Genomic DNA, 14445 nt, shown 5'->3' with positions numbered 1-14445 from the left:
ACCCGCTCAGAACTTCTTGGTCGCACCGATAAAGAAATAGCGGCCGATCACGTCATAGTTCTGCGCATCATAATTGCCTTCGGTATCGCCCACCTGCGGCGGCTCGCGGTTGAACAGATTGGTCACGCCCATGCGGAACTGCGTATTGTCGTCCACGTCGAAGCGGGCGTTGAGGTCGAACACATTGTAGGCCTCGACACCGCGGGTCGTGCTGGCCGGCGTCACCACCTTGGCCGAGTTGACCATGCTGTCGATGAAGCGCCAGCGGAAGCCGATGCTCGCCTGCCCGAGCGAATAGCTGAGCGAGGTGATCGCCTTCCAGCGCGGGTGCGCGGTGCCCGCCGTGGTTTCCACACCCACGCCGATCGATCCCGCATAGTCATAGGCCTGCGCTCCTGGCAGCGCCTGGATCTCGAACTTGTCGAGGTAGCTCACCGCCGTGTTCAGCGCGATGGTGCCGGAGTCTCCGCCGATCCCCAGCGAGTCCAGGCCGAAGCGCCAGTCGAACTGGATGTCGACGCCCTGCACATTGTAGGTGCCCAGGTTCAGCAGCGGCTGCGTCGGATTGAGCGGCACGCCAGACGCGCCGTTGCGGGTGATCAGTGAGCAATAGTAATTGTTCGGATCGAAACTCGGGTTGTTGCCGCCCGAGTTGAAGCAGAACTGGAAGGCCTGCGCGATCGACAGCGGCCCCACCGCGTCGCTGATCTTGATCTTGTAGAAGTCCACCGACAGCGACATGTTGCGCGCCATCCCGCCAAACGGCGATTGCAGTACCGCGCCGGCCGAATAGGTGTCAGCCGTTTCTTCCTGCAGATCCGGGTTGCCACCGGTCAGGGCGAAGACCTGCGCGGTGCCCAGCTGATAGCTGTCGATGATCGACGTCGGCACGCCTTGTGCCAGGCACAGTGCGCGCACCTGCGTGCCGTTCGCCCCCTGGCGATAGGAGGAGCGCACGTCGCACGGATCGCCGTTCGTCGTCGTCGCGGTTGCCGTGCCGATACCGACCGACCCGGTCGAGACGGGCGCGAACAGCTCGCCGACGCTCGGCGCCCGGATCGCGCGATTATAGCCGCCGCGCAGCCGCAGCGGATCGAACACCTGCCAATTGGCATCGACCTTATAGGCGTGAACGCCGCCGACCGAATTATAGTCTGAGAAGCGATAGCCGAGGTTCACCTCTAACTGCTTGATCAGCGGCAGATCGCGCAGCAGCGGCACCAGCATTTCGGCATAGACTTCCTTGGTGTCGACCGATCCGCCGGCCGGCCGCAGAACGCTATAGCCCAGCACGTCGCTGGTCCCGTCGGCCTGGTTCAGCGCGCTGTCGGGATTAAAGCCATAGCTGTTGTAGCGATAGTCCGCACCCACCGCGAGGCGCACCTCGCCCGCCGGCAACGAGAAGAGCGCTCCCTGAAGGTTGCCCTCAACCGTGCGCTGCTTCAGCTCGTTGGTGTTGAGCGTGCGGCGCGAGATATAATCGATGCAATCCTGCGAAGGTGTCAGGTTGCCGAACGGGTTAAAGCCCCCTTCGCAATATTCGGTGCCGCCCGTTGGCGAGTAGAGCAGGTTGCGCAGCGCGCTCGCGCTTGCGCCGCCGGTCTGCTCATTGGAGAACTTCGCCTGGCTGGTCGAACCGTAAACGTCCCAGGTCCAGTCCCCCAGCCCCAGCTTGCCCGACAGGCCCGCCGTGATCTGCCACACCTCATAATCATAGCTCTGGTAACGCGGGCCAAGGATGTTGAACGCCTTGTAGAAAGTGAAGTCACCGGCGGGCGTCGGACGCGAGGCAAGGATCGAGCGGAAGGCCGCGGAGATGAAGGGGTTCGTCACCGGCACGTTCAGGCCATAGACGTTGGAGGCCAGCGTTGGGTTGGTGATGCCGAGCGAGGTGTAGCTGGTGTAGGTCGCCTGGATGAATGCCTTCACATCGTCGGTGACGTCATAATCCACCTTGCCGAACACCGACCAGCGATCGAGATCTGCCTGCAGCGATCCGCCATTATATCCAAAGTTGATCTGCTGCGAGTTGGTGCCCGAGTTGACGATATAGGCCTCGTCGGACTGCGGATCGCGAAAGTTCAGCACCGGCACGCCGGCGGTGGAGAACAGGCTCTGATCGGTGTTGAACCCGATCTGCCCGGTATAGCGTCCGGCCGCATTGCCGGTAAGCGGGCGAGTGCCATATTGCCCAACGAACACGTTGTTCACCGCGGCCAGCGTCGGTAGGTTGGCGCCGAACAGCACAGTGCCCTGCGGAATGGTCGATAGGCCCGGCGTCGAGGACCGGAACACGTAATAGTCGCGCTTGTCCTGCACCGCCCGCTCGCGATTGGTGTAGTCGACCGACAGCACCGCGCTGCCGCGATCGTCGGCAAACGTCGACCCCATGGTCGCCGTGATGCGGTAGCTCTTGCCGTCGCCATAATCGCTGACGCCCGTTTGTCCGGCGAGCTCAAGGCCGTTGAAACGGCGCTTCAGCCGGAAGTTCACGACGCCCGCGGTCGCGTCCGAACCATAAGTGGTCGATGCGCCGCCGGTAATTACCTCGATATTCTCGATCAGCGCTTCGGGGATGATGTTGAGGTCGACCGAACCGTCAGGATTGGACGGCTGGATACGGCGTCCGTCAAGCAGCAGCAGCGTCCGCTTCGACCCCAGCCCGCGCAGCGATGCATAGGCCTGGCCACCGTTCAGGCCGGTAGAGGTGCTGCCGGTGTTGCCCGCACCGAACGAACCCGCGAACTGCGGCAATTGCGTCAACGTGCTTTCCACCGTCACACGGCCGGTATTTTCGATCGCGGTGCTGCCAACGGACACGATCGGCGAGTTGGCGACATAGTCCGGACGGGCGATGCGGCTACCGGTGACGACGATATCTTCGGAGGGCGGCGGAGGGGCGCCCGAATCCTGCGCCTCGGCAATCGCCTGGGCAGCAGCCGGCGGCGGATTTTCTTCAGTTGGCACGGAAACCTGCGCGGCGGCCTGGGCGGCGATCAGGGCGATGCCGGCCGTTCCGACTGACAGAAGCGTGCGAAGCACGAAGCGCTGGTGCATGGCGTGTCTTGTCCCTTGAAGCGCCGCCTCGTCTCGGGCGGCTCAAGGATCAAGACGCGGACGCCAGATCACCCCTCACCTCGCATGTGCAAAAAATATTACGCAAACGTGGCGAAACGGAGAAGCAGAAGATCGCGAAACGGCACGTTTGCATAACATTATTTCATCCCATCACTTCTGCACTGCCACTCTTACCGCGCCTTCAATCCAGGCCGAATGTCGCTCCCCACGAGCTGCGCCCTGCCGTTTCCCGTCGATGCCGGAACGGGCCGGGCATGACGGCGCCGACTATCAAAATGGAAGCAATCACTTCTTGAGGGCGGCCGGCCAAACCGAGCCGCCCTCCCCCGCCTTATTGCGCCGCAGCGCTCGCCGGGCCGTAGAGGATGCCGTTGAATAGCAGCTTGAACGAGGCATAGGGCTGCGCGCGCTGGGTCACTTCCGGCCCCATCGCGAACAGCTTGCCCTCGCCCAGGTCCACCTCGGCCACGGCCACGGTGCCCTTCAGCTTCTCCTGCCCCACGGCCCAGCCGCTGCGCAGCGGCGTCGCGCTGTCGAAAGTGACGATCGGGGTCGCGCCCGCCGCCGGCACGAACGGCTGGCTCTCGTCGAAGAACAGATCCACCCTGGGCGCCATGCCATAGGCCAGCGGCTTGGTCGGATCGACGCTGGCCGACAGCACGGAGCCGGGAATATAGAACTGCTTGTGGTCGAGCGCGGCGACTGTCCCGTCCGGCTTTTTCGTCACCAGCGCCGGCTGGATCGCCGGTGACAGCATGGAGGCGAGCGCATTGGCGCTGCCCACCGTGATCACCGTGCCGCCCGCCTTGGCGAAGGCATCGATCGCCGGCACCGACTTGTCCTTGCTCACGTCACCCAGCCATGCGCGATAGTCGGCCGGTATGTCGGCCGGCTTCGGCATGGAATTGCGGTAACCGCCCGGATAGGCCCCGCCGCGCTGCACCGGTACCGTGCCGTCGGCAAAGACGAGCACGTCATATTTCGCCATCAGGTTCCCGGCATCGAGCGTCTGCGGATAGACCACCTCGAACGGGAATTCATATTGTTCCAGCAGCCAGCGGGTCCAGCCGGCCGGCATCACGCCGCCATAGTGATCCACCAGCCCCACGCGCACCGGCTTCAACGCGGTCTTCGCCGCCTTGGGGGCACGCGACACGCGATAGGCATCGACGCCCAGCGGCGCGGATTGCGCGATGATCGCGGCCGCCTGCGGCGTCGCCGGGATCCACAGCGCGCCCGGCGCGAAGGTCACGCTGCCTGCCTTGGTCGGCGCGTCCAGCCAGGAGACAGGCACGCCTGCCTTCAGCAGCCGGTTGGTCAGGATGAAGCTGTTGTTCGTCTCATGCCCGACGATGAAGCCGGCATTGCCCGATCCCAGCAAGCGCCCCGGCGGCGGGGTCAGCTGATCGGTCGTGACCCGCGCGAACCGTCCTTCGAACCCGTCGAGAATGCGGTCGAACTGCACGCCCATTTGGTAGGCCAGCGTATAGCCGGTGATGTCATACGGAGCCTTGGGCGGGCCACCGGGATATTCCAGATCATGCGGGTGATCCTGCGGCTCGAACATGTCGAGGACGTGCGGGCGATAGGCCTGCGCGGTCTTCACCACATAACTGCCGGCCGGATAGCGCTTGCCACCCGCCGTGAATGGCGCCGTCGCCTGCTCGATATCGACACCCGTCTTCAAGAGCGCGTTGAGGAAGGCAATCGTGGTCGGCGTGTCGCGCTGCATCGGCGGCAGCACATAGCCACGCGGATCGCGCTTCGCCGGATCCTGCAGCACGGTCTTGTAGAGCCCGCTGTCGACCGGAGGCGGGCCGCGGAAATAGACTTCGCCGCCCTCGGCCGTCTTGCCCTTGGCTGCTTCCTTCACCGCATCCACGTCGTTGGGTGTGATCGTCCAGCTGTCGCGCTTGCCGCGCGCGATCGCCTGGTCGCCCATGCGCCAGATGTTCATCAGCAGCCGCTCGCGATTGCGCGCGGCATAGTCCATCACGGCGCGATCGAGCGAGTTCTGATACTCCAGGCTGTCCTTCAGGTGCCATTCCTGCGGCGCGACCGGCAGCGGCTCGTCATTGCGCGCGAGCTGGAAGTCGGGGATCAGCGGGATCTTCTCGGGCGTCGGCCCGCCGATGATCTCCGTCAGCAGCCCGATCGAATTGTGAAAATACGCAACCGAGCGGACCATGCCGTTGTGCCAGGTGGAATAAGGCGCCGCGGAGCGCATGCCCGACCCCGGCTTCTGCTCGGACACCAGCCGGCTATGCATCGCCGCGCCGACTTCCTGCAGCTCAGTCATTACGATCGGGCTGTAGTTGTAGTTAAAGGGATCGCGGAACGGCGGAACGAACACGACCATGCCGGCGGGGCCGGTCTGGTGCTGGTTGAAGATGATCTGCGGATACCAGTCGCGGAACAGCACGCGGTTCACTGCGGTCGTCTCGGGCATCTGCGACATGAAGCTGTCGCGGTTGTTATCGTGCCCGACATACTTCTGGTACAGCCGCGGAATGGTGCGGAACTCGCGATCCTTGGGGTCGGGGTTGCGCATGTACCAGTCGGCGACCAGTTGCAGCCCATCGGGATTGTCATGCCCGAACAGCACGATGGTTTCGTCCAGGATGCGCTTGGTCTCGGCATCCTGTCCGCTCAGCATCCGGTAGAGAACGTGGATCTGGCTCTGCGTCGTCACCGTCTCGGTCGCGTGCAGCCCGGCGTCGATCCACACGATCGCGCGACCCTCGGCGGCCAGCGTCTTGGCCTCCGCCTCGCTCACGCCTTCTGCCTTGGCGAGCCGGCGGGCGATCTCACGATAGCGGTCCAGCTTGGCGAGGTTCGCGGGCGAGGAAACAACGGCCGTCCACATCGTCCGCCCCTCGGCGCTCTTGCCGATGTCGATCAGCTTCATGCGATCGGACTGGGCCGCCAGCGTCTTCAGATACTTCTCATAGGCATCGTAGTTGGCGAGGTAATAATCGCTTCCAGGCTCGGTCGGAAAAGCTTCCGCCGGCGACGGCAGCGTGCCGGATTTGGGGGTGATCGGATCGGCCAATGCCGGAACCGCGAGCGCCAGTGCCGCCGCCCCGCAGAAAAGTCCCAATCTGGTCATATTACCCCCCGTTTATATCGCTGCTGAACCCTAAGACGCACGTTTGCGGTCAAACCGCACCCGACACTTTCCGAAATTCTCCGAAACTTCCCGATCTTCACCCCGGCACGATATCGAACGCCACGGTCAGGCGCGGTTCTTCGCCGCTGAACGGCTCGGTGCCGTGCCACAGGTAAGACGGGAAGAGTGCAAGCATGCCGGGTTCGGGCCGCAGCCGCCGGAAAGGCTCCAGCGGCGGTGTTGTCGCAATCCCCGGCCGCCCGAACGCCAGCCAGCCCTCCGGTTCTCGCGCCACGACCTTTGGTAGCGACACGTAAAAAGCGGATGATAGCCAACCCTCCGGGTGAACATGGTCGGTGTGAAAGCCGCCCGGTTGCAGCTGAACCGACCAGGCGCCGGCTATTCTCCAGCCCACCCCGATCCGCCGCCGCACAGGATCATCGCCCCGCCCCAACCCGGCGACATGCGCATCGATCAGCACCGGCAGCGTCGCGAAAAGCGCCTGGATCACCGGCACCTGCACCTTTGTCAGATCGACCTGCGTCTGGCTGCCATGCCGCAGTGACTGACCCAGCGGATGCGACCGCCAGCCGTGCAGTTCCCGCAACGCACCCGCCAGCTCGTGCAGAAACGCATCGCGATCGGACCAGCCGGCCGGAACGGGAATAAGGTCGTGCGAAATCAGAGCCTTGTCCTCGCACAACAGCGTGTGGCGCGTGTCACCCGAAAGCCGCCATGCCGTGGCAAGCAGGGCCAGGGCCGCCTGGTCGTCTGGCGCCGCCGCCACCACCCGCTCGGCCAGGCCGACAGCTTCCCCGATCCGCCCTGCATGAAGCAGCGCCTCGACCGCCGCCCTCCCCGCCTCAATGGACGCGGGCGCAATCTTCAGGGCGGCCGTGGCATGGGCAAGCTGGGCCGCCGCGTCGCCAGCGCGCCCCGCCTGAGCCGCGGCCGTCAGCTGCAATGCCAGGTCGCCCGGCCCGCGCTGCAACGCCTGCGCCACCACCCGCCGGGCAGCAGCCTGATCGCCGACCCCGCCAAGCACCGTGGCGCGAACAAGGGCAAGCTCCCGCGTGTCTGGTGCGCCATCCAGTGATCGCATCGCCTCCGCCGGCGATGCACTCAGCATCCAGCGCAATTGCGCCAGATCGCGATGCGCCACCGCATAATCGGGACGGCGCCTGATCGCCTCTTGATAGGCGTGTTCGGCAGCAGCCGTATCGCCCATCGCCTGAAGCGACCGTGCGCGCACCAGCCATGTTTCAGGCGCGTTTCCGCCCTTGTGGATGGCGCGCTGCGTGGCGGCGATCGCGCCGGCATGATCCCCCAGATCGCCAAGCGTCGCCGCCAGATTGTGCTCGGCGACCGCGCTTTGCGGCCGCATCCGAACGGCAGCGGCATAGGCCTGCGCGGCGCCCGGCAGATCCCCCGCCGCCTTCAAGGCGGCTGCGCGAGCGCTCCAATCCTGCTCCTTTGCCGGGTCCATGCACCTGACTATCCGTCAGCCAAGACCAGTGGCAAGCCGCGTTCGTGGCGGCACCCCATCCCGCCACGAACCTTTTTGCATCTCCACAAGCCGCGCGGACCTGCCCAAGTCACGTCAGCCCTCGACGCGCTCGATGATCAGCGCCGGCGCCATGCCGCCAAAGGCGCATTGCGTGATCAGCGCATAGCGGCCGCCGGTGCGCTCCAGTTCGTCAAGCGCGGTGCCGATCAGCATCGAGCCCGTCGCGCCGATCGGATGCCCCAGTGCGATGGCGCCGCCGTTGACGTTCACCTTGGCACGGTCCAGCCCCAGATCACGGATCGCTTTCTCCGTCACGACGGCGAACGCTTCGTTGATTTCCCAAACATCGATGTCGTCAACTGTCAGGCCCGCACGCTCCAGCGCCTTCTTCGCGGCGGGAACCGGCGCGTTGAGGATCAGCGTGGGGCAATCGCCATGGTTCACCGCGGTGACGATCCGCGCCCGCGCCTTCCAGCCATTCGCCTTCAGCCCTTCCTCCGATGCGAGCAGCAGTGCCGCAGAGCCGTCGACCACGCCAGACGACGTGCCGGCATGATGCACCGGCTCCCAATCCAGATCCGGATATTTTCGCTGGATCATCTGCTTCATCGTCGTGCCGTCCGGCGAGGCGGCGACGTCGTTGATCGCCACGAAACTCGGCTTCAGCGTCGCAAGGCTTTCCGCCGTCGTCTGCGGACGCGGGAACTCGTCGCGATCGAGGGCGAGCGAGCCGTCGTCGTTATACACGGGTACGACGCTCTTATCGAAACGCCCCCCTTCCATCGCCACGGCCGCCCGGCGCTGGCTCTCGGCACCAAAGGCATCGAGCTCCTCGCGCGTGATGCCCTCCATGCCGGCAATGGCATCCGCAGCGACGCCGACGTGCGAGATCGGGTGTTCGTCGTACAGCGCGTAATTGCCCTTGGCGCGGCCGAGCTGCGCAAGGGGGGTGCCCTGTTCCCAGCTGTCCGCCTCCGCATGGTGGCTCATCATCTCAGTGCCGCCAGCGATCACGACATCCTCGAACCCGGCGATGATCTGCGATGCGGCGAAGCCGACGCTGCTGATCCCGCCACCGCAATAGCGATCCAGCGTCACGCCAGACGCCTTGGTGTCATAGCCGGCGTAGAGCGCGGAGAGGCGGCCGAGATCCCCGCCCTGCTTGCCGCGCTGCTGGCTGGTCGACCAGATAATGTCGTCCACCTTGGATGTGTCCAGATTGTTGCGCTCCTTCAGCGCCTTTAGCACGGTCGCGCCGAGATGCTGCGGGTGAAGATGCGTCAGCGCGCCCTTGCCCAGCTTGCCACCCCCGCGCGGGGTGCGAACGGCATCGACGATATAGGCGGTGGTCATGATCGTACCTCTTTGAAGTCCGGACTTGTCCTTGGGCCGGGTCGCAGCCCCACTCGCGCCGTCATCCCGGACGTGATCCGGGATCCAACGGGCCGCGTACGCATCGGCCTCAGTGTGTGCGGAACCATGGATCCCGGATCAAGTCCGGGATGACGGGTGGAACAGTCGGTGTTCCGCACGCTCGTTTCACCGAGGCGCCATGCGGATCGCGCCGTCCAGCCGGATCGACTGGCCGTTGAAATAAGCATTGCGCACCAGTTCCAGCACCAGCGAACCATATTCGTCCGGCTTGCCCAGCCGCTTGGGAAACGGCACCGACGCATTGAGGTTGTCGAACACCTGCTGCGGCAATTTGCCGAGCAGCGGCGTGCCGAAGATCCCGGGCATGATCGCATTGACGCGAATGCCGAGGTCCATCAGGTCGCGCGCCATCGGCAGGACCATGCCGTTCACGCCCGCCTTGCCCGCGCCATAGGCGACCTGCCCGATCTGTGCGTCCTGCGCCGCGACCGACGAGGTCATGATGATCGTTCCGCGCTCGCCATCCTCCAGCGGCTCCAGGCCTGCCATGCCGAAGGCGGAGAGCGACGCCATGCGGTAGCTGGAGATCAGGATGCCGTCGGTGGCGAAGGCGAAATCCTCCGTGGAGAAGCGCGTGAACTCGCCGGTCTGCTTGTTGCGACCGACAGTCTTGCCCTTGCGGTTCGCCATCGCGCAATGGACCAGGATGCGCTCCTGGCCGTGCGCCGCGCGTGCCTTTTCGAAGCCGGCGAGCACCGACTCCTCGCTCATGATATTGACGTGGCAGAAGATGCCGCCGATCGCATCGGCGACCTCCTGTCCCGCTTCCTCGTTCAGGTCGAAAATGGCGACCTTCACGCCGGCGGCGGCGAGCGCCTCGGCACTGGCGCGGCCGAGGCCGGAGGCGCCGCCCGTCACGACGGCGGCGGTATCAGCGGTAATCTGCATGAAATGGTCCCTTGTTGATCATGTAAGAATTCACGCCGCCCGGCGCATCGCCACGGCGGCGCGCCAGAAGCAGGCGGCGGACAGGAAGGAGACGAGCGAGGTGGCGACCAGCGCATAACGCACGCCCTCCGCCTCGCCGTAGCTCGTCGCGAACATGTCGCTGATCAGGCCGGTCAGCAACGCCCCAAGCCCCAGCCCACCGGCATTGAGCACGAACAGGAAGATCGCCGTGGCGGTCGATCGCGAGCGTTGCGGAATCATCCCCTGAATGCCGGCGAACACCGGGCCGAACCACATGTTCTTGAAAAACAGCGGCACGGCGAGCAGCGCCAGGATCGTCAGCCCGCTGCCGAGGAAGAACACCGCGGCGAGCAGCGGCCCGGCAATCAGCATCGAGATCGCGGCGACCATGCCGTATCCGCCTGGCCCTTGCGCCGCGAAGCGATCGCCGAGGCGGCCGCCGACCAGCGTCCCGATCCCGCCCGACACGCCAAGAACGATGCCCAATGCCACGCCCACAAATGCCAGCGGTCCGGCAAAGCCGACGCTTTGCGCCGCCGCGGCCAGTTCGGGCGTATAGTTGCGCAGGAAGAAGGAGACGTAGAACGCCTGCTGGCCATAGCCGACGAAGGAGGTGATCGCCGATCCCGCCGCCAGCCACCAGAAGGCCGGCTGCTGGCGAAGCTGCGCCAGTACCGCGCTCAGCGGCAGCAGGTTCGCGCGCGAGGCCGGCGTGCTGCTCGGCCGCGGATCGCGCAAGGTGGCAAAGGCAATCAGTGCCAGGATCACCCCCGGCGCGCCCGCCACCATGAACGCCGCCCGCCAGCCATAGCTTTGCGCGACGATCCCGCCGAGCACGAGGCCCGCCAGCGAGCCCACTGGCACGCCCATCGAAAAGGTGCCCAATGCCGACGCGCGTTTGTTGAGCGGCACGCTGTCCGCGATCAACGACTGCGCCGATGGCGTGCATCCGGCCTCGCCCACGCCCACGCCGATCCGCGCCAGCAGGATCTGAACGAAGGTGGTCGACATGCCGCAGACCACCGTGAAGCCGCTCCAAACGACCAGGCAGCCGGCGATGATCCGCCCGCGATGCCACCGCTCGGCCAGCCGCGCCATCGGAATGCCCAGCGTCGTGTAGAACATTGCGAAGCCAAGGCCGGTCATCGCGCCGAGCTGCCAGTCCGCCAGTCCCAGGTCGCGCTTGATCGGTTCGGCCAGGATGTTGACGATCTGCCGGTCGACGAAATTGAGCATGTAGACGATTGTCAGCAGCCCAACCGTGTAGCGGGCCGCGATCGCGCTTGGCAGCGGGAAGTCCTGAGGCGTCGCCTCTGGCGTGATCGCCTCAGCCTCCGCCTCAGCCACGTCGGTCAACGCACGTGCCGCACTGCTCATGCTGCCATTCCTTCGTTATTGTCTTGGGCGATCAGCGCATCCCGCAGACGTCGCTTGACCAGTTTGCCTGCGTCCGTCCGCTCCAGCGTCTGGCGAAAGACATAGCGACGCGGCACCTTGACTGCGCTCAGCCCCTCACGCGCGAAGGCGTCCAGCCGCGCGGTAAGCTCGGGCTCGTTCACCACGGGCCACGTTCGTGGCTCGATCAGTGCCGTCACCTGCTCGCCCATCTCCGCGTCGGGCATGCCGATCACCGCAGCGTCCGCGACGTCGGGATGCTCCAGCAGTCGGTTCTCCACCTCCTGCGGATAGATGTTCACGCCGCCCGAGATGATCATGAAATTGGCGCGGTCGGTCAGGAACAAAAAGCCGTCCGCATCGACACGGCCAATATCGCCAAGCGTGGGCCAGCCATGCTGATTGTAGGCGGCCGCGGTTCGTTCGGAGTCATTGTGGTAACTGAACGGATTGGGGTTGGCGAAGCGCACCAGCCCTTCCTCCCCGATCGGCAGTTCCTCGCCATCCTCGCCGCAAATGCGGATCTCGCCCTGTATGGCCCGCCCAACCGTGCCGGGCCGCGCGACCCAATCGGCGCAGGTCGCGACCGTCAGCCCCACCCCTTCGGTCCCGCTGTAGAATTCACCGATGATCGGCCCGAGCCAGGCGATCGCCTGATGCTTCAGCGGCACCGGGCATGGCGCACCGGCGTGGAACACGGACTTCAGCGTGGAAAGATCATGGCGCGTCCGTTCCGCCTCAGGCAGCGCCAGCATCCGCGCGAGATGCGTCGGCACGACCTGCGCCACCGTCGCCTTATATCTGTCGATCGCCGAGAGCGCCGCGACCGCGTCGAACTTCTCCATCAGGATCACCGTCCCGCCCAGACGGTGGATCGCGAGGCTCCAGCGCAGCGGCGCTGCATGGTAAAGCGGCGCAGGACATAGATAGACGCTGTCCTGATCGTAGCCGAAAAAGCGTGATCCGATCTCTACCGCGCGCGGCGGCTGCTCGAAACTGGCCGGCAATGGCGACTTGATGCCCTTTGGAAAGCCGGTTGTGCCGGACGAATAGAGCATGTCGGTGCCGGGCGCCTCCGCGTCCACCGGGACTTCCGGGAAGCGACGGATCGTCGCCACGAGATCGTCATCCAGGCACATCGTCGGACAAGGCAATTGTGCGTCGCCCAGCCGCCCCAGAACCTTGGCCGACAGGATCGCCAGGCGCGCATCGGCGTCGCGCAGAATGTAGGCCACTTCGCCCTGCGTCAGCGCAGTGGCAATCACCAGATAGTGGACGCCGATCCGCTGCATCCCCCAAACCAGCTCATAAAACCGCGGGTGGTTCTCCGCCATCAGCGCAACCACGTCGCCGGCGCGCACGCCCTGCGACTGGAGCCAGTGCGCCACCTGATTGGCGCGTGCTTCCAGTTCGGCGTAGGTAACCTGTTCGCCGCTGCCAGCCATGATGTAAGCGGCTTTGCCGGGCGTCTCCCTGGCGAAGTGACGCGGATGCATCGGCTATCCCTCTCCTTGTTCGTTGCGGACCGGTCGATTGCGAGCGGGTGGCTTGAGTGCGTCAGGCCGTCGGCATGACCCGTCTGGCCGGTTCAGTTCTGCTCCGGCGCAACGCCCAATCCTCTCAGGATGAAGTCGAGCGCGGCGGCGGTATAGGTGCGGACAAAGGCGTCCTGTGACGGCGCGCCATCCATCAGATCGCCAAACGGCACGCGTGTGGCGAACAGATACTGGCAGGCACCGACGATCAGGAAATAAGCGTGATTGGGGTCGATCGCGCGAAACTCGCCAGTGGCGATGCCGGCCTCGATGATCCGGCGCTGCGCCTTGATCAGCGGTTCGACGAAATTTGCCTTGATGCGGCTGGACGCCTCGGATTCGGACTCACGCACCAGCCGGTTGAGCAGACCGTTCAAATACGGATGCCGCGCATAGGTGCGGATGATTCCGGTAACGTGCAGCTTGAGCTTCTGCGTCGGCGAGACATCAAGGTCGATCAGCTGTTCCAGCTGCCCCAGTGAGCGAGCCGTGTCCGACTCTACCAGGGCCGTCATCAGCCCTTCCTTGCTGCCGAAGTAATATTTGATCAGCGGCGCGGTCACGCCGGCGCGACGCGCAATGGCGTGCAGCGAAACCTCGCTGCTGCCCCGGACGATCATCAGGTCGCGTGCCGCATCGAGCAGGATCTCGCGTCCCGAGGCACCAAGGCGGGCACTTCCCGCGCTTGACGCGGCCGCTTCGGCTAGCGGGGTGACCGCGCCAACATCCACCGCATCGGCAATCGCGGCCTCGCGCTCGCTCACGGACATGCCGCGGACTCCACGAAGGCGTTCGTCCGGATCGATAACAAAGTTTGTCGCCTCGAACTCATCTGCTCTCCCGTCGATCGCACGCCGACTGCCCGATCTCTAACGCCTTTTTTCACGTGTGTAAAACGCGAGATTAAAGGCTGTTAAAACCATGCCTCTCCGAAGCGCAACGTCGAGCTCACTTAAACGGCACTACCAAGCGCCGCTTGATCTCAGGTGGTGACAGAACCGCGTTCTTTCACTCCCGCACATCCACAACATCGCCGTTTTGACGCTTGTAAAGCGCGTAGTGAAAGAGCATTAAGCGCTCAGTTGTCCAATCGTTAAGTCCGAAGTTGTAAAGCGCGTCACAAGGGGCGTGCGCTGAAAGCCCAAATTTGGGCGCGGCGCAGCACGGCTGATCGACGCGGCGTTCAAGGGAGAGGAAAGCCTGTGAAGCTGTTCAACATTATGGCGTGCTGTTCCACCATCGCGCTGTGCGCGACGCCCGCCATGGCTCAGACCCAAACGCCTCCCGCTGGACTTGGCACCGTGCCGGACGCGGCGATCGCTGGGGAAGCCGAAAAGGGCACGCCAGGCCAGTCCCAGACCGAAACGCTCGATCCCGCCAGTGAGGCGCCGACCGCGTCCGCATCCTCGACCGATGGCGATATCGTCGTCACCGGTTCGCGCGTCGTCTCCAACGGCTACCAGGCCCCCACTCCGATC

General features: G+C 64.9%; 9 protein-coding genes. 1 reads left to right on the top strand and 8 read right to left on the bottom strand.

Annotated features, from left to right (window positions below):
* Positions 1–6 precede the first annotated feature (6 nt).
* The 8 genes from AX702_RS01405 to AX702_RS01370 form a co-directional block, all read right to left on the bottom strand.
* Positions 7–3057: a TonB-dependent receptor domain-containing protein gene (locus tag AX702_RS01405; RefSeq protein WP_066775425.1), complete on the bottom strand. Its 3051-nt coding sequence runs from the start codon at positions 3055–3057 to the stop codon at positions 7–9.
* Positions 3058–3409: 352 nt separating this feature from the next.
* Positions 3410–6187, bottom strand: a complete 2778-nt coding sequence (locus AX702_RS01400; RefSeq protein ID WP_066775424.1) for a M14 family metallopeptidase — start codon at positions 6185–6187, stop codon at positions 3410–3412.
* A gap of 97 nt (positions 6188–6284) precedes the next feature.
* Positions 6285–7673, bottom strand: a complete 1389-nt coding sequence (locus AX702_RS01395) for a 2OG-Fe(II) oxygenase family protein (RefSeq protein ID WP_066775423.1) — start codon at positions 7671–7673, stop codon at positions 6285–6287.
* Between the two features lie 114 nt (positions 7674–7787).
* On the bottom strand, positions 7788–9047 hold the full coding sequence (locus AX702_RS01390; protein WP_066775421.1) for an acetyl-CoA C-acetyltransferase: 1260 nt from the start codon (positions 9045–9047) through the stop codon (positions 7788–7790).
* 186 nt (positions 9048–9233) lie between these two features.
* A complete protein-coding gene (locus AX702_RS01385; RefSeq protein ID WP_066775418.1) occupies positions 9234–10016 on the bottom strand; it encodes an SDR family oxidoreductase in 783 nt (260 codons plus the stop codon).
* A 30-nt stretch (positions 10017–10046) separates the two neighbouring features.
* Entirely contained in the window at positions 10047–11414 is a 1368-nt protein-coding gene (locus tag AX702_RS01380) for a spinster family MFS transporter (protein ID WP_093063306.1), read from the bottom strand.
* Positions 11411–12928 carry an AMP-binding protein gene (locus AX702_RS01375; protein WP_066775415.1) on the bottom strand — a complete coding sequence of 506 codons (1518 nt, stop codon included), beginning with the start codon at positions 12926–12928 and terminating at the stop codon, positions 11411–11413. The genes AX702_RS01380 and AX702_RS01375 overlap by 4 nt, the downstream gene beginning before the upstream one ends.
* A gap of 92 nt (positions 12929–13020) precedes the next feature.
* Positions 13021–13737 carry a TetR family transcriptional regulator gene (locus AX702_RS01370; protein ID WP_066775413.1) on the bottom strand — a complete coding sequence of 239 codons (717 nt, stop codon included), beginning with the start codon at positions 13735–13737 and terminating at the stop codon, positions 13021–13023.
* Positions 13738–14169: 432 nt separating this feature from the next.
* Between AX702_RS01370 and AX702_RS01365 the strand changes: the two genes are divergently transcribed.
* Positions 14170–14445: hypothetical protein (locus AX702_RS01365; protein ID WP_156455308.1), on the top strand; the 276-nt coding region annotated here is incomplete at its 3' end.

Source organism: Sphingomonas sp. CCH5-D11, from assembly GCF_001557395.1.
GTDB lineage: Bacteria > Pseudomonadota > Alphaproteobacteria > Sphingomonadales > Sphingomonadaceae > Sphingomonas.
Note: the sequence above shows the minus strand (reverse complement) of the source record. Positions and strands in the feature narration are given on the sequence as shown.